23 protein-coding genes and 2 tRNA genes are annotated in these 22,436 nt (G+C 66.0%); all 25 read right to left on the bottom strand.

What is annotated here, in order from left to right; translation table 11 throughout:
- Nucleotides 1–3 precede the first annotated feature (3 nt).
- The 25 genes from proS to WDC82_RS19910 all read right to left on the bottom strand — a co-directional run bounded on the left by proS (nt 4) and on the right by WDC82_RS19910 (nt 22,430).
- Nucleotides 4–1,329 carry a proline--tRNA ligase gene (proS, locus tag WDC82_RS19790; RefSeq protein ID WP_340119123.1) on the bottom strand — a complete coding sequence of 442 codons (1,326 nt, stop codon included), beginning with the start codon at nt 1,327–1,329 and terminating at the stop codon, nt 4–6.
- A gap of 197 nt (nt 1,330–1,526) precedes the next feature.
- Nucleotides 1,527–1,982 (bottom strand): hypothetical protein, encoded by a 456-nt coding sequence (locus WDC82_RS19795; RefSeq protein ID WP_340119124.1) that lies wholly within the window; start codon nt 1,980–1,982, stop codon nt 1,527–1,529.
- A gap of 375 nt (nt 1,983–2,357) precedes the next feature.
- On the bottom strand, nt 2,358–2,894 hold the full coding sequence (locus WDC82_RS19800; RefSeq protein ID WP_340119125.1) for a DNA-3-methyladenine glycosylase I: 537 nt from the start codon (nt 2,892–2,894) through the stop codon (nt 2,358–2,360).
- The gene (locus WDC82_RS19805) at nt 2,891–3,184 is read right to left on the bottom strand and encodes a DUF1467 family protein (RefSeq protein WP_340119126.1); all 294 of its coding nucleotides are present in this window, start codon (nt 3,182–3,184) and stop codon (nt 2,891–2,893) included. Before WDC82_RS19805 ends, WDC82_RS19800 begins: the two co-directional genes overlap by 4 nt.
- 11 nt (nt 3,185–3,195) lie before the next feature.
- Nucleotides 3,196–3,600 carry a methylmalonyl-CoA epimerase gene (gene mce, locus WDC82_RS19810; protein WP_340119127.1) on the bottom strand — a complete coding sequence of 135 codons (405 nt, stop codon included), beginning with the start codon at nt 3,598–3,600 and terminating at the stop codon, nt 3,196–3,198.
- A gap of 116 nt (nt 3,601–3,716) precedes the next feature.
- Nucleotides 3,717–5,396 carry a ribonuclease J gene (locus tag WDC82_RS19815; RefSeq protein WP_340119128.1) on the bottom strand — a complete coding sequence of 560 codons (1,680 nt, stop codon included), beginning with the start codon at nt 5,394–5,396 and terminating at the stop codon, nt 3,717–3,719.
- Nucleotides 5,397–5,400: 4 nt separating this feature from the next.
- Nucleotides 5,401–6,174 carry a type III pantothenate kinase gene (locus tag WDC82_RS19820; RefSeq protein WP_340119129.1) on the bottom strand — a complete coding sequence of 258 codons (774 nt, stop codon included), beginning with the start codon at nt 6,172–6,174 and terminating at the stop codon, nt 5,401–5,403.
- A gap of 21 nt (nt 6,175–6,195) precedes the next feature.
- Nucleotides 6,196–7,002, bottom strand: a complete 807-nt coding sequence (locus WDC82_RS19825) for a biotin--[acetyl-CoA-carboxylase] ligase (RefSeq protein WP_340119130.1) — start codon at nt 7,000–7,002, stop codon at nt 6,196–6,198.
- Nucleotides 6,999–8,444: an NADH-quinone oxidoreductase subunit NuoN gene (gene nuoN / locus WDC82_RS19830; RefSeq protein ID WP_340119131.1), complete on the bottom strand. Its 1,446-nt coding sequence runs from the start codon at nt 8,442–8,444 to the stop codon at nt 6,999–7,001. The genes WDC82_RS19825 and nuoN overlap by 4 nt, the downstream gene beginning before the upstream one ends.
- A 19-nt stretch (nt 8,445–8,463) precedes the next feature.
- On the bottom strand, nt 8,464–9,996 hold the full coding sequence (locus WDC82_RS19835) for an NADH-quinone oxidoreductase subunit M (protein WP_340119132.1): 1,533 nt from the start codon (nt 9,994–9,996) through the stop codon (nt 8,464–8,466).
- A 7-nt stretch (nt 9,997–10,003) separates the two neighbouring features.
- Entirely contained in the window at nt 10,004–11,950 is a 1,947-nt protein-coding gene (nuoL, locus tag WDC82_RS19840; RefSeq protein ID WP_340119133.1) for an NADH-quinone oxidoreductase subunit L, read from the bottom strand.
- A 10-nt stretch (nt 11,951–11,960) separates the two neighbouring features.
- Entirely contained in the window at nt 11,961–12,272 is a 312-nt protein-coding gene (nuoK, locus tag WDC82_RS19845; RefSeq protein WP_340119134.1) for an NADH-quinone oxidoreductase subunit NuoK, read from the bottom strand.
- A gap of 4 nt (nt 12,273–12,276) precedes the next feature.
- Nucleotides 12,277–12,891, bottom strand: coding sequence for an NADH-quinone oxidoreductase subunit J (locus WDC82_RS19850; RefSeq protein ID WP_340119135.1), 615 nt, complete (start codon nt 12,889–12,891; stop codon nt 12,277–12,279).
- 116 nt (nt 12,892–13,007) lie between these two features.
- On the bottom strand, nt 13,008–13,496 hold the full coding sequence (gene nuoI / locus WDC82_RS19855) for an NADH-quinone oxidoreductase subunit NuoI (protein ID WP_340119136.1): 489 nt from the start codon (nt 13,494–13,496) through the stop codon (nt 13,008–13,010).
- Nucleotides 13,497–13,513: 17 nt separating this feature from the next.
- The gene (gene nuoH, locus WDC82_RS19860) at nt 13,514–14,542 is read right to left on the bottom strand and encodes an NADH-quinone oxidoreductase subunit NuoH (protein ID WP_340119166.1); all 1,029 of its coding nucleotides are present in this window, start codon (nt 14,540–14,542) and stop codon (nt 13,514–13,516) included.
- A 4-nt stretch (nt 14,543–14,546) separates the two neighbouring features.
- Nucleotides 14,547–16,622: an NADH-quinone oxidoreductase subunit NuoG gene (nuoG, locus tag WDC82_RS19865; RefSeq protein ID WP_340119137.1), complete on the bottom strand. Its 2,076-nt coding sequence runs from the start codon at nt 16,620–16,622 to the stop codon at nt 14,547–14,549.
- A 10-nt stretch (nt 16,623–16,632) separates the two neighbouring features.
- Nucleotides 16,633–17,919: an NADH-quinone oxidoreductase subunit NuoF gene (gene nuoF, locus WDC82_RS19870; RefSeq protein ID WP_340119138.1), complete on the bottom strand. Its 1,287-nt coding sequence runs from the start codon at nt 17,917–17,919 to the stop codon at nt 16,633–16,635.
- 20 nt (nt 17,920–17,939) lie between these two features.
- Nucleotides 17,940–18,575: an NADH-quinone oxidoreductase subunit NuoE gene (gene nuoE / locus WDC82_RS19875; RefSeq protein ID WP_340119139.1), complete on the bottom strand. Its 636-nt coding sequence runs from the start codon at nt 18,573–18,575 to the stop codon at nt 17,940–17,942.
- The gene (locus tag WDC82_RS19880; RefSeq protein WP_340119140.1) at nt 18,572–19,750 is read right to left on the bottom strand and encodes an NADH-quinone oxidoreductase subunit D; all 1,179 of its coding nucleotides are present in this window, start codon (nt 19,748–19,750) and stop codon (nt 18,572–18,574) included. The genes nuoE and WDC82_RS19880 overlap by 4 nt, the downstream gene beginning before the upstream one ends.
- Nucleotides 19,750–20,376, bottom strand: a complete 627-nt coding sequence (locus WDC82_RS19885; protein ID WP_340119141.1) for an NADH-quinone oxidoreductase subunit C — start codon at nt 20,374–20,376, stop codon at nt 19,750–19,752. Before WDC82_RS19885 ends, WDC82_RS19880 begins: the two co-directional genes overlap by 1 nt.
- A gap of 41 nt (nt 20,377–20,417) precedes the next feature.
- Nucleotides 20,418–20,966 carry an NADH-quinone oxidoreductase subunit B family protein gene (locus tag WDC82_RS19890; RefSeq protein WP_340119143.1) on the bottom strand — a complete coding sequence of 183 codons (549 nt, stop codon included), beginning with the start codon at nt 20,964–20,966 and terminating at the stop codon, nt 20,418–20,420.
- Complete coding sequence (locus WDC82_RS19895; protein ID WP_340119144.1) at nt 20,957–21,322, bottom strand: NADH-quinone oxidoreductase subunit A; 366 nt, start codon at nt 21,320–21,322, stop codon at nt 20,957–20,959. Before WDC82_RS19895 ends, WDC82_RS19890 begins: the two co-directional genes overlap by 10 nt.
- Nucleotides 21,323–21,664: 342 nt before the next feature.
- Nucleotides 21,665–21,741, bottom strand: a tRNA-Asp gene (locus WDC82_RS19900).
- A 236-nt stretch (nt 21,742–21,977) separates the two neighbouring features.
- A tRNA-Val gene (locus WDC82_RS19905) sits at nt 21,978–22,053 on the bottom strand.
- A gap of 104 nt (nt 22,054–22,157) precedes the next feature.
- The gene (locus WDC82_RS19910; protein WP_340119145.1) at nt 22,158–22,430 is read right to left on the bottom strand and encodes an HU family DNA-binding protein; all 273 of its coding nucleotides are present in this window, start codon (nt 22,428–22,430) and stop codon (nt 22,158–22,160) included.
- Between the last annotated feature and the right edge of the window lie 6 nt (nt 22,431–22,436).

Genomic DNA, 22,436 nt, shown 5'->3' on the forward strand with positions numbered 1-22,436 from the left:
CGCCTAGCCGGCCAGCTTCGCGAGCGCGGCATCAGGCGACAGCTCTTCGCGGTCGTCGCTGCCGCGCCGCTTCAGCTCGACGACGCCGTTCTTCAGGCCGCGCGGCCCGACCACCAGCTGCCACGGCAGGCCGATCAGGTCCATGTTGGCGAACTTGGCGCCGGCCGACTCGTCGCGGTCGTCGTAGAGCACCTCGATGCCGGCTTCATTGAGCTGGCCGTAGAGCTTGTCGCAGGCCGCCGTGCAGTCGGCATCGGCCGCGCGCAGGTTCACCAGGCCGACTTTGAAGGGCGCGACGGACTCCGGCCAGATGATGCCGTTGTCGTCGTGGCAGGCCTCGATGATGCCGCCGACCAGGCGCGACACGCCGACGCCGTAGGAGCCCATCTGCACCGGCACGCTGTCGTCGTCGGGCGTGGTGACCACGGCGCCGAGCGGCTCGGAGTACTTGGTGCCGAAGAAAAAGATGTGGCCGACCTCGATGCCGCGCCCGGTATAGCGTCGGTCGGCGGGGACCGCCGCCTCGAAGGCCGCCGGGTCGTGCTTCTCGTCGGTGCGGGCGTAGAGGTTGGTGTAGTAGTCGACCACCTTCGCCACGCTGTCGGCGTCGGCATAGTCGACGGCGGTGCCGAGCACGTCGTGATCGAGGAACTCGCGGTCGCAGAAGACCTCCGACTCGCCGGTATCGGCCAGCACGATGAACTCGTGGCTGAGGTTGCCGCCGATCGGGCCGGTGTCGGCCTCCATCGGGATCGCCTTCAGGCCCAGGCGCGCGAAGGTGCGCAGGTAGGCGACGAACTGCCTCTGGTAGGCGCGCCGCCCGGCCTCGTAGTCGATGTCGAAGGAATAGGCGTCCTTCATCAGGAACTCGCGCCCGCGCATGACGCCGAAGCGCGGCCGCACCTCGTCACGGAACTTCCACTGGATGTGGTAGAGCCCCTTGGGCAGGTCGCGGTAGCTCTTGGCGCCGTTGCGGAAGATCTCGGTGATCAGTTCCTCGTTGGTCGGGCCGTAGAGCATCTCGCGCTCGTGGCGGTCCTTGATGCGCAGCATCTCCTTGCCGTAGTCGTCGTAGCGCCCCGACTGCTTCCACAGGTCGGCCGACTGGATGGTTGGCATCAGGACCTCCTGGTAGCCCGCGGCGTCCTGCTCCTCGCGGACGATCTGCTCGATCTTCTTCAGCACGCGGAAGCCGAGCGGCAGCCAGGAGTAGATCCCGGCACTGGCCTGGCGCACCATCCCGGCGCGCAGCATGAGCCGGTGGGAGACGATCTCCGCCTCCTTCGGGGTTTCCTTCAGGGTCGGCATGAAATACTGCGAAAGGCGCATACCACACTCGTAGGGTTGAACTTGACGTAGGGTTGATACCCGGGAAGAGCCCTCGCGGCTCCAGGCGCGAAAATGACCGGGAATCCGCCGCGCCGCAAGGGTGCAACCGGTCAGCGGAGCCTGTGCTGTATAGGGGAGCCGCCCCGCTCTGTCGATGGCGGCGGCGCGGAAGCTTGGCCGAGGCCCTGGCCCGCGCTCTACCGGGCGGGGGCCCGATCCCGGACGATGCGCTGGCAGCGGGCGGCCAGCTCGGCCTCGGCGTCGGTCTGCAGGGGCTGGCCGTTGAAGGTGGCCCGGCCGCTGGCGACGTCGACCACCACCTCGCCGATGAAGATGTCGCCCTTGAAATTGGCGCTGTTGGCCGGGATGCCGTAGCGCTCGAAGAGATCGACCTCGATGGGGATGACGACCGCGTCGGGCAGGATCAGCCCACCGTTCGCGTTTAAGTCGGCCGGCGCCACCGGCTTGCCGCGCACGTCGCTGCCGGGCTGGTAGGTCACGTCATCAGCGGGGTAGTGGCGGGTCAGGCGGGCGCAGTCGGCCTCGCTGATGGTCAGATAGGCCTCCTCGGCGGCCGCCGGCGCGGCCGTTACCCCCAAGAGCGGGGCCAGCAAGAGCAGAACGGCGCGGCGCGCCTTCACCTGAAGATCCATCGGCTGAGCCTAGGGGCCCTCCGTTTAACAAAGCAATAAGCGGCACAGCAGGACGCCTTGCTTGCAGCTAAACCCGATTTTTCAACCATAGGGCGGAGTTCCGCGCAATTGTTGCAATGCAACATGGGGTAATTGTAAAACATTGTTAGAAAAAGGGTGACGCGGCCCGCGAATTGGGATATTACATATGCCCGTAAGAACTGCGCAAAATAGCGCAGCGCGGCCCAGGTTTAGGGTGGACACGCCAAAAAAGAATGACGACCCAAGGTCGTCCAACTTCAAAATGAGCCTGACAATCGGGCCATAAAATCTGAACAGGGAACTGGCGAGGGCAAGCTGCGGCTTGCCTTATTTTTTTGCCTGACGGCCCTCCCCCTACCCCCGCATCCAGGGCGGCGACAGCCTGGCGAGCGTCTTGAAGACCGGGCAGTCCTCCCGGTGGGCGCCCGGCAGATAGCCGGTGCTCATGAGGAACTCGCCGACGATCTCCCCGCCGGTGAACTTGAAGGTCTTGCGGAAGAGCTTCACCCACTCAGCCTTTTCCAGGGGATGGTGGGCGGCGATCCAGCCTGAGAAGGAGCCATAGTCCTCCCGCAGGGCAACGATGCGCCGGGCGTTCTCGATGGCGGCATCGACCTTCAGGCGGTTGCGGATGATGCCGGCGTCGTTCAGCAGGCGGCTGCGCTGGCGCTCGCCGTAGCGGGCCACCTTGTCGATGTCGAAGCCGTCGTAAGCGGCGCGGAAGCCCTCCCGCTTCTTCAGCATCAGCTCCCAGGACAGGCCCGCCTGGTTGATCTCCAGAATTAGGCGCTCGAACAGGACGCTGTCGTCGTCCACCGGGAAGCCGTATTCGCGGTCATGGTAATGGGCGTGGATCGGGTTGCCCGGCGCATAGTCGCAATAGCCGCTCACTGTGTACTACCCGGGGGCGTGCTCTCCGTGGCGCCGGGCTTCACGAAGGGGTCGACGCTGTCGCGGAAGGAAATCCAGCCCTGGTCGATCACCACATAGATGGCGCCCCAGATCGCCAGGGAGATCAGCGAGGTGACGACGAACTTCCGCACCAGCATGGGCTTTTCCGGAGCGCCGGGCTCGTGGCCGGTTTCCGGTGCGTCCGGCGGCCGCACGCCCCAGGGCAGCACGGTCAGCAGCACGACGATCCAGACCATGCCGTAGACGAGGACACCGGTGAACCAGTTCATCGCGGCACCCCTCAGGCCTGCTCGAGCTCGATGAGGGTGCCGCAGAAGTCCTTGGGGTGGAGGAACAGCACCGGCTTTTCGTGGGCGCCGATCTTCGGTTCGCCGTCGCCCAGCACCCTGGCGCCCTCGGCCTTCAGGCGGTCGCGGGCGGCAAGGATGTCGTCGACCTCGTAGCAGATGTGATGGATGCCGCCGGCGGGGTTGCGCTCCAGGAAGGCGGCGATCGGGGAGCTGTCGCCCAGGGGATGCAGCAGCTCGATCTTGGTGTTGGGCAGGTTCACGAAGATGACGGTAACACCGTGCTTGGGCTGCGGCACCGCATCGGAGACGGCGGCACCCAGCATGCCGCGGTAGACGCCCGCCGCCGCCTCCAGGTCGGGCACCGCGATGGCCACGTGGTTCAGCCTGCCGATCATTGCGTCCTCTCCTCTATGTTTTGCGCCTAATTTGTGGCCCGCCGGCGCGGGACGCAAGGCCCAGGCGGGCCCGCGTCGGTCCCCTGCCCGACTCTCCTGACAGGTCCTGCGGCGCCTCACTCGAAGCGGATGACGTGCACCATCACCATCGGCTTCTTGCCGAGCAGGCGGTTGATCGCCCGCCGCGCCGCCTGGGCCGCGGCCTCCTCCACCGCCGCATCGTCCTTGCGCTCGCGCCGGCCGAGGCGCTGAACCGCGTCGGCGATGGCGATCTCGACCGCCGCCAGGTCTTCCTCCTCCTCGTGCGGCTCGAAGAGGCCGACAGTGGAGATGTCGGGCTCGCCGTCCAGGGCGCCGCGCTCGTCCATCACCAGGGTGACGGCGACGGCGCCGTTGAACATCATCTTCTGGCGGCCCTTCAAGACGGGACTGTCGCGCGACAGCAGGCGCCGGCCGTCATAGACCAGCCGGCCGCTGGGGACCGTATCGACGACCTCGGCGTTGCCGGGCGCCAGCCGGACCACCATGCCGTTGCGCCCGACGATCTGCTGCGGCACCTGGCACTGCTTGGCGATCTCGGCATGCGCGGCGAGGTGGCGCGCCTCGCCGTGGACCGGCACCGCGACCTGCGGACGCACCCACTGGTACATCTGGATCAGCTCGTCGCGGCCGGGGTGGCCGGACACGTGAATCTCGTGGTCGTGGTCGGTGACGACGGCGATGCCCATCTCGGCCAGGCTGTTCTGCAGTTCGAAGATCGTCGTCTCGTTGCCCGGAATGACGCGCGAGGAAAAAACCACCGTATCGCCGGCGTCGAGCGCCACGCTGGGGTGGTCGCCGCGGGCGATGCGCCACAAGGCGGCGCGCGGCTCCCCCTGGCTGCCGGTGCACAGCAGCAGCACCGCCTCACGCGGCAGGAAGTCGATCTCGTCCTCTGAGACGAAGGGCTGATGGTCCCGCAGGTAGCCGGCCTCGCGCGCGCACTCGACGATGCGGTGCATGGAGCGGCCCAAAAGGCAGACCCGCCGCCCGCATTCCTCGGCGACATGGATGACGGTTTCCAGGCGCGCCACGTTGCTGGCGAAACAGGCGACGGCGACACGCTTTTTCAGCGGCCGCACGACCTCCAGCAGATGCCGGCGCACGTCGGACTCGGAGCCTGCCTCGCCCCACACCATCGAGTTGGTGGAATCGCCGACCATCGCCAGCACGTTCTCATCCGCCAGCGCTTTCAGGCGCTGCTCGTCGTAGGTCTCGCCGACCAGCGGCTCGGGATCGAACTTCCAGTCGCCGGTGTGCAGCACCGTGCCGGCCGCGGTGCGGATGATCACCGCGTTGGGTTCCGGGATCGAATGGGTCAGGGTCACCAGCTCGATCTCGAAGGGGCCGACCTGGAAGGTGCCGGACAGCGGCACCTCGATCAGCGGCACCTCGTCCAGCAGGCCGACCTCGGCCAGCTTGCGGCGCACCAGGGCGGCGGTGAACTTGGTGGCGTAGACGGGGCAGCGCAGCTCCGGCCAGAGGTAGGGCACGGCGCCGATGTGATCCTCGTGGGCATGGGTCAGGATCAGGCCGGCGAGGTCCTCGCGGCGCTGGACGATGAATTCCGGGTCCGGCATCTCGACATCGATGCCCGGCAGCCGCGGGTCGCCGAAGATGATGCCGAGATCGACCATCAGCCAGGCGCCCTTGTGGCCGTAGAGGTTGAGGTTCATGCCGATCTCACCGGTGCCGCCGAGCGGAACGAAGTAGAGGTCCTCGGCACCGAGGTCCTTGCCGGTGTATTCCTTGGCCATGCGGCTATTCCTTACAGTTGGCCGCGTGGATCAAGCGAAGTCCGCGAAGCGTGAGATCGGGATCGACCACCTCGATGACCGGGGCGGCTTCGGCGTAGAGAGTGGCGAGGCCGCCGGTGGCAATCACCTTCATCGGCCGGCCGTATTCCTGCTGGATGCGCGCGGTCAGCCCTTCGATGAGACCGACGTAGCCCCAGTAGATGCCGGACTTCATCGCCGGCACGGTGTCCTTGCCGATGACGTGCTCGGGCCGCTCGATCTTCACCCGCGGCAGCTGCGCCGCCGCGCGGTAGAGCGCCTCGACCGAATGCTGCGCCGAGGGCGCGATGACACCGCCCTCATAGGCGCCGTCCGGCCCGACGATGTCGAAGGTGGTGGCGGTGCCGAAGTCGATGACGATCAGCGGGCCGCCGTGGGCCCGGTGCGCGGCCAGCGCGTTGACCAGCCGGTCGGCGCCGACGTTCTCGCGGTGGTCCATGTGGACCTCGATGCCGAGATCCAGCTTGGGATCGCCGACCACCATCGGCTCGACCTTGAAGAACTCGCTGCACAGGGTGTTGAGATTGTAGGCCGAGGCCGGCACCACGTTGGCGATGATCGCCCCGGTGATGTCCGCCGGCTTCAGGTTCTGCAGCGTCATCAGCTGGGTCAGCCAGACGGCGTATTCGTCCGCGGTGCGCTTGGCGTCGCTGGAGGCGCGCCACTTGGCGCGCAGGGTCTCGCCGTCGAAGATCGCGAAGACCACATTGGTGTTGCCGGCATCGATGGCGACGAGCATGGCTTCTCCCTCGGCCTCCCCTTACGCGCCTTGCGCCTCGCCCGGCAGATAGACTTCGCCGGCGGCGATGCGGCGGGTGCTGCCGTCCGGCAGAGTCAGGACCAGGGTGCCCTGGGGATCGAGGTCGCTGAAGGTCCCGCTCAGCGTCTCGTGCGGCAGGCGCACCTCGATCTCCTGCTTGAGGCCCTGGGCGTGGCGCAGCCAGACCTCGCGCACCGGCGCGAAGCCCTCCTCCAGCCAGACGTTGATCCACGACAGCAGGTGGCGGGTGAAGGCCTCCAGCAGGTCGACGGCGGAAACGCTGGCCGGGCAGCCTTCGAAATGCAGGCTGGTCGCGGGCAGCCGGGTATCGCTGGGGAAGGAATTCACGTTGGCGCCCACGCCGATCACCAGCCACTCCAGGCGCTGGATACCGTCGGCTCCCGTCGCGCCTTGGGATTCCAGAAGGATGCCGGCCACCTTGCGGCCGTTCAGCAGCACGTCGTTGGGCCACTTGTAGGTGACGTCGATCTGCGGCTGGGCGACGCTGCCGATGGCCTCGCCCAGGGCGATGGCGGTGATGAAGCTGAACTGGGCGGCCTCGGCCAGGCTGCAGTCCGGGCGCACGATGACCGAGAGAAAGAGATTGCCCGACGCACTGGCCCAGCCCCTGCCCTGGCGCCCGTAGCCGGCGGTCTGACGGCGCGCCCAGATCAGGGTGCCGTCTTCGGCGCCCGCGGCGGCGCGGCGCTTGGCCTCGCTGTTGGTGCTGTCGATCTCGTCCAGCGCCACCAGCCGGTAGGCCGGCGGCAGGCGGGGGTCCCGGTTGCGGTCGGGTTCCGGGATCATCCCTGGAACAGCGAAGCCGCCGCCATGGCCGTGCCGTCCAGCAGCGGGGCGATGCCCACCGTCAGCAGGACGATCAGCAGGCTGGTCACGGCCAGGATGACGCCCATTTCCCGCCCGATCGGTCGGTCGAAGGCCTCGATGGGATCGTCGAAGTACATCAGCTTCACGATGCGCAGGTAGTAGTAGGCGCCGATAACCGAACTCAGCACGCCGACCACCGCCAGCACGTAGAGCCCCGCCTGGATGGCCGCCAGGAAGATGTAGAACTTGCCGAAGAAGCCGACCAGTGGCGGGATGCCGGCCATCGAGAACATGAAGATCGCCAGCGCGAGCGCCATCGCCGGGTTGGTCTTGCTGAGTCCCTTCAGGTCGTCGATGCGCTCCATCATCGTATCCTTCTGACGCATGCAGAGGATGACGGCGAAGGTGCCGAGGTTCATGACGATGTAGATCGTCATGTAGACCAGAATGCCGTTGATACCCTGCTCCGTTCCGGCGGCGAGGCCGATGAGGGCGTAGCCGATATGGCCGATGGAGCTGTAGGCCATCAGGCGTTTGATATTGGTCTGGCTGATCGCCGCCAGGGCACCGAGCACCATCGAGGCGATGGAGATGAACCAGATAATCTGCTGCCACTGCTCGACCAGGTCGCCGAAGGGGCCGACCATGACGCGCACGATAAGGGCGACGGCGGCCATCTTCGGCGCGGTGGCGAAGAACGCTGTGACCGGCGTCGGCGCGCCTTCGTAGACGTCCGGCGTCCACATGTGAAAAGGCACGGCGGAGATCTTGAAGGCGAGGCCCGCGGCCAGGAAGACGATACCGACGATGAGGCCGATCGGTGCCGAGATGCCGACCTCGAACTGTGCCGCCAGGGCGACGAAGGAGGTGGTGCCGGCGAAGCCGTAGATCATCGAGATGCCGTAGAGCAGCATGCCCGATGACAGGGCGCCGAGGACGAAGTACTTGAGGCCGGCCTCGCTGGAGCGCAGGTGGTCGCGGCGGAAGGCCGCCACCACGTAGAGCGACAGGCTCTGCAGTTCGAGGCCCAGGTAGAGCGACAGCATGTCGTTGGCCGAGATCATCAGCAGCATGCCGAGGGTCGCAAAGAGGATCAGCACCGGGTACTCGAAACGCGCCATGTCCTCGCGCTCGATATAGCGCATGGACATGATGAGGGTGACCGCGGAGCCGGCGAGCACCAGAAGCTTCATGAAGTCGCCGAAGGCATCGGCGATGAAGAGGCCGCCCATCGCCTGCTCGCTGCGTCCCATCGAGACCGCGATCATGATGAAGGCCAGGGTGAAGCAGGCAACGGTCAGCGACAGCACCAGACGGGTGCCGCTGTTGCCGCGGAACACGCCCAGCATCAGCAGGATCATGCCGGCGCAGGCCAGGAAGACCTCGGGCAGCGCGGCGGCGATATTCAACTCGGACATCATGTCTCTCCTAGCCTCCGCTCTAGCGCCCGGACCATAGGCTGGCGAACAGCGGCGTCTCGGCGGCGGCCAGGGACGCCTCGTAGCCTTCGATCAGGCGCTCCACCGACGGCGCCATCACGTCGATGAAGGACGCCGGGTAGATGCCCATCCACAGCACGAGCGCGAGCAGCGGCGCGAAGACCGCCTTTTCCCGCCAGTTGAGGTCGAGGATCGCCATGAGATCCTCCTTGGTCATCTTGCCGAAGATGATGCGGCGGTAAAGGTAGAGCATGTAGGCGGCACCCAGCACCATGCCGGTGGCGGCCAGCAGGGCGACCCAGGTATTGGCCTGGAAGGCGCCGACCAGTACCAGGAACTCGCCGACGAAGCCGCTGGTGCCCGGCAGGCCGACCGAGGCCAGCATGAAGACCATGAACACCAGGGCATAGCCGGGCATGCGGGCCACGAGGCCGTCGTAGCGCTCGATCAGGCGGGTGTGCAGGCGGTCGTAGACCACGCCGACGCAGAGGAACAGCGCGGCCGAGACGATGCCGTGGGACAGCATCTGGAAAATCGCCCCCTCGATGCCCTGCTGATTCGCCGCGAAGATGCCGATGGTCACGAAACCCATGTGAGCGACCGACGAATAGGCGATCAGCTTCTTCATGTCCTCCTGGGCGAGCGCCACCAGAGAGGTGTAGATCACGGCAATGACCGAGAGGGTGAAGACCAGCGGCGCGAAGAACTCGGAGGCCTCCGGCATCATCGGCAGCGAGAAGCGCAGGAAGCCGTAGCCGCCCATCTTCAGCAGCACGCCGGCCAGGATCACCGAGCCCGCGGTCGGCGCCTCGACGTGGGCGTCCGGCAACCAGGTGTGCACCGGCCACATCGGCACCTTCACCGCGAAGGAGGCGAAGAAGGCCAGCCACAGCCAGATCTGCATGCCGGCCGGGAAGCCGTGGCTCAGCAAGGTCGGAATGTCCGTGGTGCCGGCGTCGTAGAACATGGCGAGGATCGCCAGCAGCATCAGCACCGAGCCGGCCAGGGTGTAGAGAAAGAACTTGAAGGCCGCGTAGACCCGGCGCCCGCCGCCCCAGATGCCGATGATGAGGAACATCGGGATCAGCACGCCTTCGAAGAAGACGTAGAAGATCACCATGTCGAGGGCGCAGAACATGCCGACCATCAGCGTCTCGAGGACGAGGAAGGCGATCATGTACTCCTTCACCCGCACCTTCACCGCATCCCAGCTGGCTAGCACGCAGAGCGGCGTCAGCAGGGTCGATAGCAGGACGAACATCATCGAGATGCCGTCGACGCCCATGTGGTAGCTGATGTTGAACGCGGGGATCCAGTCGAAGCGCTCGACGAACTGGAAGTCGGCGCTGGCGCGGTCGAACTTGAACCACAGGAACAGCGAGACGACGAAGGTCACCAGCGAGGCCCAGAGCGCCATGGAGCGGGCGTTCTTGGCCGCCAGGGCCTCGTCCTCGTGGCGCACGAAGAACAGGATCCACAGCGCGCCCGCCAGGGGCAGGAAGGTGATCGTCGAAAGGATTGGCCAACCCGTCATCTTAGGATCACCCCACCTGGCTGAGGATGTACCAGGTGACCAGGACGACGACCCCGATCAGCATGGCAAAGGCATAGTGATAGACGTAGCCGCTCTGCAGGGCCGAGGTCCGCTTGGATGCGTTCTGCGTGGTGGCGGCGATGCCGTCCGGCCCGAGGCGGTCGATGATCGCGCCGTCCCCGCCCTTCCACAGGCCGAAGCCGAGGAGCCGCGCCGGCCGCACGAAGACGCGGTCGTAGAGCTCGTCGAAGTACCACTTGTTCAGCGAGAAGAGGTACAGCGGACGCAGCGCGCGGGCGGTCCTGGCCGGCAGCCCCGGCGCCGCCATGTAGTAGAGGTAGGCCAGCGCGATGCCGCCCAGGCCCGCCACCAGCGGCGCCAGCTTCACCCACAGCGGCACGTGGTGCGCCGCCTCCACCGTGTTATTCCCGGGCAGCACCAGCAGCGCCTCGCCCCAGAACTCCTCCATGTAGTGCCCGACGAAGTACTCGTAGGCGGCGATGCCGGCGAAGACGGCGCCGAAGGCCAGCACGTAGAGCGGGATCAGCATGACCTGCGGCGACTCGTGCACGTGCGACATCACCTCTTTCGAGGCGCGCGGCTTGCCGTGGAAGGTCATGAACATCAGGCGGCAGGAGTAGAAGGCGGTCATGAAGGCCGCCATGACGCCCATGACGAAGGCGAAGGTGCCGTGGGTCGAGTGATCGGCGAAGGCCGACTCGACCACGATGTCCTTGGAGTAGAAACCGGCGAAGCCGAAGACGCCGGGGATGCCGATGCCGAGCAGCGCGATGGTGCCGATCCACATGAGGCCCCAGGTCATCGGGATCATCTTGTAGATGCCGCCCATCTTGCGCATGTCCTGTTCGTCGGACATGGCGTGGATGACCGACCCGGCGCCGAGGAACAGCAGCGCCTTGAAGAAGGCGTGGGTCATCAGGTGAAAGATGCCTGCCGAGTAGGCCGAGACGCCGAGGGCGAAGAACATGTAGCCGAGCTGCGAGCAGGTCGAATAGGCGATGACCCGCTTGATGTCGTTTTGGGTCAGGCCCACCGAGGCGGCGAAGAAGGCCGTCAGCGCGCCGACGTAGGTGACCAGCTCCAGGGCGGTCGGGGCATACTCGAACATCGGCGAGAGGCGGGCCACCATGAAGACCCCGGCCGTCACCATGGTCGCGGCATGGATCAGCGCGGAGACCGGGGTCGGGCCCTCCATGGCGTCCGGCAGCCAGGTGTGCAGCCCCAGCTGGGCCGATTTGCCCATGGCACCGATGAACAGCAGGATGCAAATGATGGTCAGCGCGTGGCCGGAGATGCCGAAGGCCTCGAACTCGGCGGTGGCGTAGCCCGGCACGGCCTGGAAGACCTGGTCGAAACTGGCGGTCCCGAAAAGCACGAAGGCGCCGCAGATGCCCAGCGCGAAGCCGACGTCGCCGACGCGGTTGACCAGGAAGGCCTTGATGGCGGCGGCGCAGGCGCTCGGCCGCTCGTACCAGAAACCGATCAGCAGGTAGGAGGCCAGGCCGACGCCCTCCCAGCCGAAGAACATCTGCACGAAGTTGTCGGCCGTCACCAGCATCAGCATGAAGAAGGTGAAGAGGCTGAGGTAGGCGAAGAAGCGCGGCTTGGCCGGATCATGCGACATATAGCCGACGGAATAGACGTGCACCATGGAGGACACGCCGGTCACCACCACCAGCATGACGGCGGTCAGCGTGTCGACCTTCAGCGCCCAGCTGACCTCGAAGCTGCCGGAATCGATCCAGGTGAACAGCTCGGTGACGCGCGCGTTGTGGGCGAAGGCGACGTCGTAGAACACGATGCAGGACAGCACGGCGGAAACCAGCAGCAGGCCGCAGGTCACCAGCATGGCACCGCGGTCGCCGATGAAGCGCCCGAAGAAGCCGGCGATGATGGCGCCGAGCAACGGCAGCAGGACGATCAGTTGCTCCATGGTCCCTGCCCTAACCCTTCATCATGTTGATGTCTTCGACCTCGATGGATCCGCGGTTGCGGAAGTAGACCACGAGGATGGCCAGCCCGATGGCCGCCTCGGCGGCGGCTACGGTCAGCACGAAGAGCGCGAATATCTGGCCGACGAGATCCTGCAGGTGGGTCGAGAAGGCCACCAGGTTGATGTTCACCGCCAACAGCATCAGTTCGATCGACATCAGCATGATGATGACGTTCTTGCGGTTCAGGAAGATGCCGAAGATCCCCAGGGTGAAGAGGATCGCGGCGACCGTCAGGTAGTGGCCGAGGCCGATTTCCAGCATGGCGTTATACCCCGCTCCGGCTTGGGACCTGCTTCACCTCGACGGACTCTGCACGGGTCCGCGCGGTCTGCTTGGCGATCGACTGGCGCCGCACGCCCACGCGCTGGCGCAGGGTCAGCACGATGGCGCCGACCATGGCGACCAGCAGGATCAGGCCGGAGACCTGGAAGAGGTAGATGTAATCGGTGTAGATCACCCCGCCCAGGGCCCGGGTGTTGTGCATGTCGCCGGCCGGCACCTGCGGTTGGCTGGCCGCCAGCTGCGCCGCCGGGGAAATGATCCAGGCGCCGCCGACCAGGATCAGCTCGACCAGCAGGATGAGGCCGATAAGGCCGCCGAGCGGCAGGTACTGCAGGAAGCCCTCGCGCATGCGCACGAAGTTGATGTCCAGCATCATGACCACGAAGAGGAACAGCACCGCGACCGCACCGACGTAGACCACCACCAGGATCATCGCCAGGAACTCCGCCCCCATCAGGACGAAGAGCCCCGCGGCGTTGAAGAAGGCGAGGATCAGGAACAGCACCGAGTGCACGGGGTTGCGCGCCGTCACCACCATGACGCCGGCGGCCACGGTGACCGCGGCGAAAAGATAGAAGGCCAGGGCCTGGATGATCATGCCGTCTGTCCCCCCTCTTCCTTCCGGCCGGCCGGCTCACCGGCCCATTCGATCAAACGCACGGGTTACTCCCCCAAAGATATGCGCGCGCCCCGCGACCGCCCAGGCCCGTCGGCTCAGCGGTAGGGCGCATCGAGTTCCAGGTTCTGGGCGATCTCGTATTCCCAGCGGTCGCCGTTCGCGAGCAGCTTTTCCTTGTTGTAGAACAGCTCTTCGCGGTTCTCGGTGGCGAACTCGAAATTCGGCCCCTCGACGATTGCGTCCACCGGGCAGGCTTCCTGGCAGAAGCCGCAGTAGATGCACTTCGTCATGTCGATGTCGTAGCGCGTGGTGCGCCGGCTGCCGTCTTCGCGCGGTTCGGCCTCGATGGTGATGGCCAGCGCCGGGCAGATCGCCTCGCACAGCTTGCAGGCGATGCAGCGCTCCTCGCCATTGGGGTAGCGGCGCAAAGCGTGCTCGCCGCGGAAGCGCGGGCTGAGCGGCCCCTTCTCGTAGGGATAGTTCAGCGTCACCTTCGGCTTGAAGAAGTAGCGCAGGGTCAGCGACATGCCCGAGATGAGCTCGCTGAGCAACAGGCTGCGCAGGCCGCGGTCAATCATGCCCATAAGTCAGACTCCCGCCGTCATGTGTGCGGCACCAGATCGAAGGCGACCAGCACGCCCGCCGTCAGCACCACCCAGAACAGCGAGAACGGGAGGAACACCTTCCAGCCGAGGCGCATCAGCTGGTCGTAGCGGTAGCGTGGGAAGGTCGCGCGGACCCAGAGGAAGAAGAAGAGCACCAGGCAGATCTTGGCGATCAGCCAGATCGGCCCCGGAATCCAGTTGAACGGCGCAATGTCGATCGGCGGCAGCCAGCCGCCGAGGAACAGGATCGAGGTCATCGCGCTCATCAGGATCATGTTCGCGTATTCGCCCAGGAAGAACAGGGCGAAGGTCATCGCCGAGTACTCGACGAAGAAGCCGGCCACCAGCTCGGACTCGCCTTCCGGCAGGTCGAAGGGCGAACGGTTGGTCTCCGCCAGGGTCGAGATGAAGAAGATCACGAACATCGGCAGCAGCGGCAGCCAGAACCACGAGAACAGGCCGTAGTCGCCCTTTTGTGCCAGGACGATGTCGGAGAGGTTCAGCGAACCGACCAGCAACAGCACGGTGATGATGACGAAGCCCATGGAGACTTCGTAGGACACCATCTGCGCGGCCGAGCGCAGCGCGCCGAGGAAGGGGTACTTCGAGTTTGAGGCCCAGCCAGCCATGATGACGCCGTAGACGCCGAGCGAGGAGATCGCGAAGAGGTAGAGGATGCCGACGTTGATGTCGGCCAGCACCATGCCGGCGTCGAAGGGGATCACCGCCCAGCCGATCATCGCCAGGACGAAGGTCAGCATCGGCGCCATCAGGAAGACGATGCGGTTCGCCCCCGACGGCAGGATGGTCTCCTTGAACAGCAGCTTCACCGCATCGGCAATGGGCTGCAGCAGGCCGAAGGGGCCGACCACGTTGGGCCCCTTGCGCAGCTGCATCGCGGCGATGACCTTGCGCTCGGCATAGGTCAGGTAGGCGACGGCCAGCAGCAGCGGCAGCAGGATCGCCATGATCTTGCCGAGCAGAAAGATGCCCTGCCCGATCGGGTCGTTGTAGAGGAAGTCCATCACCTCAGCCATGGGTGCCGGTCCCCCGCTTCACGCCGAGCGAGAAGGCCTCGACGCACTGTGCCATGGTCTCCGAGGCCCGGCTGATCGGATCGGTCATGTAGAACACCCCGACGGGCGAGACGAAGGGGGCCGCGTCCATCGGCCCTTCCTTGCCGAAGGGGCCCCAGTCCGCCGGCTCGATCTGGTCGACCGCGGCGAACACCCGGTTCACCTCGATGAGGCGCTGGCGCAGCTCACCCAGGCTGTCGTAGGGCAGCCGCTTGCCGACCGTCTCCGAAAGCGCGCGCAGGATGGTCCAATCCTCGCGGGCGTCGCCCGGCGGGAAGGCGGCGAGACGCCCCAGCTGCACGCGGCCCTCGGTGTTCACGTAGGTGGCGTTCTTCTCGGTATAGGCGGCCCCCGGCAGGATGACGTCGGCACGGTGCGCGCCGGCGTCGCCATGGTGGCCCTGGTAGATCACGAAGGGCCCCTTGCCCGGCGCGCCGAGGCGGCCCATGGGCAACTCGTCAGCGCCGAGCAGGAAGATCGCCCGGACCGAGCCGTCCTCGCAGCCGGCCAGGATGCCGTCGCGGTCGCGGCCGCCCTCGCCCGGCAGGAAGCCGAGGTCGAGGCCGCCGACCCGCGCCGCCGCGGTGTGCAGCAGGTTGAAGCCGTTCCAACCGTCTTTAGCCATGCCGTAGCGTTCCGCGACCTTGCGCGCGGCGGCCAGCACGGCGCCGCCGTCGGGGCGCGCCAGCGCGCCCATGCCGACGATGACCATCGGCCGCTCGGCCTTTTCCAGCACGGCGGCGAAGTTGCCCTTGCCGTCCGCGATCTCCGCCAGCGTCTCCGGCCCGGCGCCGAGATAGCTGTAGGGAAAGGTCAGGTCGACCTGCTGGCCGATCATGCCCACCTTCAGGCCGTTCTGCAGGAAGCGCTTGCGCAGCCGGGCGTTCACCATCGCCGCTTCCCAGCGCGGGTTCGTGCCGACCAGCAGCACCGCATCGGCCTGCTCGATGCCGGCGATGGTGCTGTTGAAGAGGTAGGCGGCACGGCTGGACGCGTCGATCTTGGCGCCGTCCTGGCGGCAGTCGAGGTTCGGCGAGCCGAGCCCCGCCATGAGGTCCTTCAGCGCCAGCATCGACTCGGCATCGCAGAGGTCGCCGGCGATGGCGGCAATCTGCTTGCCGTCCAGTCCCTTAAGCTTGGCGGCGATGGCCTTGAAGGCGACATCCCAAGACACCGCCTCCAGGCGCCCGGCGCCGTTGCGCAGGTAGGGGCGGTCGAGACGCTGTCGCATCAGGCCGTCGCAGGCGTGACGCGTCTTGTCGTTGATCCACTCCTCGTTCACGTCCTCGTGCAGGCGCGGCAGCACGCGCATCACTTCGCGGCCGCGGGTGTCGACGCGGATGTTGGAGCCGACGGCGTCCAGCACGTCGATGGAGTCGGTCTTGCGCAGCTCCCAGGGGCGCGCGATGAAGGCATAGGGCTTGGAGGTCAGCGCGCCGACCGGGCAGACGTCGACCAGGTTGCCCGAGAGTTCAGAGTCGACGGCCTTTTCCAGCGTCGTGATCTCGGCATTCTCACCGCGGTTGACCAGGCCGATCTCCTCGACGCCGGCGATCTCGGTGGCGAAGCGCACGCAGCGGGTGCACTGGATGCAGCGGGTCATGATCGTCTTGATCAGCGGCCCCATGTACTTCTCGGTGACCGCGCGCTTGTTCTCTTCGTAGCGGCTGCGGTCGAAGCCGTAGGCCATCGCCTGGTCCTGCAGGTCGCACTCACCGCCCTGGTCGCAGATCGGGCAGTCGAGCGGATGATTGATCAGCAGGAATTCCATGACGCCGTTGCGCGCCTTCTTCACCTTGTCGGTGTCGGTCTTGATCACCATGCCCTCGCCCACCGGCATGGCGCAGGAGGCGATGGGCTTGGGCGCGCGCTCCATCTCGACCAGGCACATGCGGCAGTTGCCCGCGACCGACAGGCGGTCGTGGTAGCAGAAACGCGGGATCTCGACGCCGGCGAGTTCGCAGGCCTGCAGTACGGACAGACCGTCCGCGACTTCGATCTCTTTGCCGTCGATCGTCAGCTTCGGCATTGCTAACCCCCTACTCCGCCGCCGCCATGGACTGCTTGCGCTCCTTGATGCGGCGCTCAACCTCCGGACGGAAGTGGCGCAGCAGGCCCTGGACCGGCCAGGCGGCCGCATCGCCGAGCGCGCAGATGGTGTGCCCCTCGACCTGATAGGTCACATCGAGCAGCGTATCAATCTCTTCCAGTTCCGCATCGCCGCGCACCAGGCGGGTCATGACGCGGTACATCCAGCCGGTGCCCTCGCGGCAGGGCGTGCACTGGCCGCAGCTCTCGTGCATGTAGAAGTGCGACAGGCGGGCGATGGCCTCGACGATGTCGGTCGACTTGTCCATCACGATGACCGCCGCGGTGCCGAGGCCCGACTGCGCCTCGCGCAGCGAGTCGAAGTCCATCAGGATGTTCGTGCAGGTCGAGGCCGGCAGGCAGGGCACCGACGAGCCGCCGGGGATGACCGCCAGCAGGTTGTCCCAGCCGCCGATGACGCCACCGGCGTGCTTGTCGATGAGCTCCTTCAGCGGGATGCTCATCTCTTCCTCGACGTTCAGCGGCTTGTTCACGTGGCCGGAGATCGAGAAGATCTTGGTGCCGGTGTTGTTGGCCCGGCCGAAGCTGGTCCACCAGGCGACGCCGCGGCGCAGGATCTCGGGCGCGACGGCAATCGTCTCGACGTTATTGATCGTCGTCGGGCAGCCGTAGAGGCCGCAGGCGGCGGGGAACGGCGGCTTCAGGCGCGGCTGGCCCTTCTTGCCCTCCAGGCTCTCCAGCAGCGCGGTTTCCTCGCCGCAGATGTAGGCGCCGGCGCCACGGTGCAGGTAGATGTCGTAGTCGTAGCCGCTGCCGCAGGCGTTCTTGCCGATCAGGCCGGCGTCGTAGGCCTCGTCGATCGCCTTCTGGATCTGCGAGCTCTCGTGATAATACTCGCCGCGGATGTAGATGTAGCAGGCCGTGGCGCCCATGGCGAAGCCCGCCACCAGGCAGCCTTCCAGCAGGCGGTGCGGATCGTTGCGCAGGATCTCGCGGTCCTTGCAGGAGCCCGGCTCGGACTCGTCGGCATTGACCACCAGGTAGGCCGGGCGGTCGCCGCGGTCCTTCGGCATGAAGGACCACTTGAGGCCGGTCGGGAAACCGGCGCCGCCGCGCCCGCGCAGGCCCGACTCCTTGATCGTCTCGACGATCTTGTCGCGGCCCAAATCCAGCAGCGCCTTGGTGTTATCCCACACCCCGCGCCGCCGGGCGCCGGCCAGGCTCCAGTCGTCCTGGCCGTAAAGGTTGGTGAAGATGCGGTCCTTGTCTTTCAGCATAGGTTGGGGTCCTGCAGCATCTAGTCGTCCCCTCCGGCCCCGGTGCTCTCTGGGCCGGGCACGTTCAACAGCGTCTGCCGTCCGCCTTCCGGCGCCGAAGCCAGGCGCCCGGTCTGCGAACCGACCTTGACCTCGCCGCCGGCGCGCAGCTCGTCGATGATCTCTTCCATGCGCTGGGGTGTCAGGTCCTCGTAGTAGAAGTCGTTGATCTGCACCATCGGCGCGTTGGCGCAGGCGCCGAGGCACTCGACCTCCATGATGCTGAACAGGCCGTCGTCGGTGACTTGCTTGAGGCCGACGCCCAGCTTCTTCTTGCAGGCCCCGGTGATGCCGTCCGAGCCGCGCAGCCAGCAGGGCGTCGTACGGCAGACCTGGATGAGGTACTTGCCGACCGGCTGCAGGTTGAACATCGAATAGAACGAGGCGACCTCGTAGACGCGGATCGGCGCGACCTCCAGGTAGGCGGCCACGTATTCGATGGCCTCGGGCGACAGCCAGCCGTCGTTCTGGCGCTGCGCCAGGTCGAGCAGCGCGATGGTGGCGCTGGCCTTGCGGTCCGCCGGGTAGCGCGCGCAGATTGTCTTCGCGCGCGCGTCGTTCTCCGCCGTGAAGGCGAAGCCCCCGGTCTTGGGCTGGGGATAGCTGCTGGTCTTCATCGGTCCACTTCCCCGAACACGATGTCCATGGAACCCAGGATGGCAACGCTGTCGGCCAGCATGTGGCCGCGGCACATGTAGTCCATGGCCGCCAGGTGCATGAAGCCCGGCGCGCGGATCTTGCAGCGGTAGGGCCGATTGGAACCGTCGGCCACCAGGTAGACGGCGAACTCGCCCTTCGGCGCCTCGACCGCGGCGTAGGTGTCGCCCGGCGGCACGTGGTAGCCCTCGGTATAGAGCTTGAAGTGGTGGATCAGCGCTTCCATCGAGCGCTTCATCTCGCCGCGCTTGGGCGGTGTGATCTTGTGGTCGGCAACCTGGACCGGACCGCCCGGCATCTTGTCGATGCACTGCTTCATGATGTGCAGGCTCTGGCGCATCTCCTCGATGCGGCAGAGATAGCGGTCGAAGCAGTCGCCGTTCTTGCCGACGGGAATGTCGAACTCGACCTCCTCGTAGCAGTCGTAGGGCTGCGACTTGCGCAGGTCCCACGGCACGCCGGAGCCGCGCAGCATCGGACCGGAAAAGCCCCAGTCGTTGGCTTCCTCAGCGCTCACCACGCCGATGTCGACGGTGCGCTGGCGGAAGATGCGGTTCTCGGTCAGCAGGCCTTCCATGTCGTCGATGACCTTCGGGAAGGTCTCGCAGAAGCGCGCGATGTCTTCCAGCAGGCCCGCCGGCAGGTCCTGGTGCACGCCGCCGGGGCGGAAGTAGGCTGCGTGGAGTCGCGCGCCGCAGGCCCGCTCGTAGAACTCCATCAGCTTCTCGCGCTCTTCGAAGCCCCAAAGGATCGGGGTCATGGCGCCGACGTCGATGGCGAAGGTGGTGATGTTCAGCAGGTGATTGAGGATGCGGCCGATCTCGCAGTACAGCACGCGGATGTACTGGGCGCGCTTGGGCACCTCGATGCCCAGCAGCCGCTCGACGGCCAGGGCGAAGGCATGCTCCTGGTTCATCGGTGCGACGTAGTCCAGACGGTCGAAATAGGGCACCGCCTGCAGGTAGGTCTTGTACTCGATCAGCTTTTCGGTGCCGCGGTGCAAGAGGCCGATGTGCGGGTCGGCGCGCTCGATCACCTCGCCGTCCATCTCCAGCACCAGGCGCAGCACGCCGTGCGCGGCCGGATGCTGCGGGCCGAAGTTGAGGGTCAGCGGCTTGATCTGTACCTCGGCCATCAGGCGCCCCCCTCTTCCTGCTTGGACGTCGCCGGCGCCTTCTCGTCGCCCGGCAGGTGCAGCATGCCTTCCCACGGGCTCATGAAGTCGAAGCGGCGGAATTCCTGCGTCAGCTTCACCGGCTCGTAGACCACGCGCTTCTGCTCCTCGTCGTAGCGCACTTCCTTGAAGCCGGTCAGCGGGAAGTCCTTGCGCAGCGGATGCCCCTCGAAGCCGTAGTCGGTGAGGATACGGCGCAGGTCGGGATGGTCGGCAAAGAAGATTCCGAACATGTCCCAGGTCTCGCGCTCCAGCCAGATGGCCGAGGAGAACGTGCCCCAGACCGAGGCGACGGGCGTGCGCTCGTCCGTGGTCAGCTTCACGCGGATGCGATGGTTCAGCTTCAGCGACAGCAGATTGTAGACCACCACGAACCGTTCGGCCTGATCGGGATGATCGACCGCCGTCAGATCGACCAGCTGCTTGAACTGGCAGTTCTGGTCGTCGCGCAGAAAGGTCAGAACCTTGGTGATGGCGTCACGATTGACGTGCAGGTTCAACTGGTCGTAGGCGATATCGACGGCCAAGAGATCGTTGCCGATCGCGGCCTCGAGATAGTCGCCAAGGTCTCGCAGCGCTTCGTTCATCGAACTTCCGCTTATCCTAGTGACGTCCATGCCAAGCGAGATCACCGCGCAAGGGTCGCGCTCCGCTTGATCTTCTTCTGCAGCTGAATGACGCCGTAGAGCAGCGCCTCGGCAGTGGGCGGACAACCCGGCACGTAGATGTCGACCGGCACGATGCGGTCGCAGCCGCGCACCACGGAGTATGAGTAGTGATAGTAACCGCCGCCGTTGGCGCAGGAGCCCATGGAGATGACCCAGCGCGGCTCCGGCATCTGGTCGTAGACCTTGCGCAGGGCCGGCGCCATCTTGTTGGTCAGCGTGCCGGCGACGATCATCACGTCGGACTGGCGCGGGCTGGGCCGGAACACCATCCCGAAGCGGTCGAGGTCGTAGCGGCTGCAGGCGGTGTGCATCATCTCCACGGCGCAGCATGCCAGACCGAAGGTCATCGGCCACAGCGAACCGGACTGCGCCCAGGCGGCCAGCTTGTCCATCTGAGCGAGGACGAAGCCCTTATCGGAAATCTCGTTGGCGACGCGGCTGAGCACCGCGTCCTGCTGGCTGCCCGGCGGAAGGGTGGTGGTGGCGCGTTCCATGTTGCCTACTCCCATTCCAGGGCTCCCTTCTTCCATTCGTACACAAAGCCGATGGTCAGAATGCCGAGGAAGATCACCATCGACCAGAAGCCGAAGACGCCGATGTCGCCCAGGGCCACGGCCCAGGGAAACAGAAACGCCACCTCGAGGTCAAAGATGATGAACAGGATGGCGACCAGGTAGAAGCGGACATCGAAGCGGCTGCGCGCGTCGTCGAAAGCCTCGAAACCGCACTCGTAGGCGGAGACCTTTTCGGAGTCGGGACGCTGGCGCGCGAGGATATAGGATGCGGCCACGATGATCACCGAAAGCCCGACCGCGATGCCGAGGAAGATCAGGATCGGCAAGTATTCAGCCAGCAAGGCATCCATGCTTCACTCTCCTAACCCGCCGTTAGTGGCGTGTTGTTTGGTCCGGTCAGTTCAGGCGTCGAAAAAACGTCGAACCAGCGTGCGTTTACTGCCGCATGGCATGGGGCATTGCAAGGTCAATCATCGCTGTTTGCCCCGGCGCTGCCTTGCTGCGGACTATAGGGCGGAAGGGAATCGCGGGAAAGCGCCAATCCCCAGGGCCTATCAACGGATTACGCGCGGGACGGCGGGCGGGCCGCAAAGGCCCCTGTGCCGAAGCTGTCGCGGGGGTAGATTCCCGGTCTGCAGGGCAAACCAAAGAGACGTCTTGCGCGAAGGCCGGGTGCGTGTCCGGAGAGGGAATGGCGGGAGTGACGGGACTTGAACCCGCGGCCTCCGGCGTGACAGGCCGGCGCTCTAACCAACTGAGCTACACCCCCGTATCCGGGACGCGGTGATGTACTCCACCACCCCCGGGGTGTCAAGCGGCGCAGGCTCCCGGCGGCCGCTTTTTTTGATTGCCGCGCTGACCGCCCGCCCGGCCTGCGGCGGCGCTGAGGCCCCCGGACAACCTTGCCCAGGCTCGCCGTCCGGAAGCGGGGCGAAATCGCCTCAGACGCCGTGGGAGCCCGACAGGGCCGTCGCCTCGGGTCTTCGGCATCGGGCTGGCGAAGGGTGGTGGGCGGTGACGGGATCGAACCGCCGACACTCGCGGTGTAAACGCGATGCTCTACCAGCTGAGCTAACCGCCCTCGCACAAGGCCGCTTCGTCGTTTCGAAGCAGGCCTTGTAAAATAGCACCGGCCGCCACCGAATCAACGGGGCGGCCGGGCCGAAGAAGCTGATGCTTCCGTGCTTAGTTCACGGCGTCCTTCAGGCCTTTGCCCGCCTTGAACTTCGGTTGCTTGGATGCGGGGATTTGAATCCGCTCACCCGTGCGGGGATTGCGGCCTTCGGAAGCAGCGCGCTGGGTGACATTGAAGGTGCCGAAGCCAACGAGGCGAACTTCTTCGCCGCCCTTCAGCGAGTCGGTGATCGCGTCGAAGACACAATCGACCGCCTTTGTGGAATCGGCCTTCGACAGGCCGGTCTTGTCAGCGACGACTGCTACCAGATCATTTTTATTCACGTTTAA

Source organism: Pelagibius sp. 7325 (assembly GCF_037652055.1).
Classification (GTDB): Bacteria; Pseudomonadota; Alphaproteobacteria; order Kiloniellales; family Kiloniellaceae; genus Pelagibius.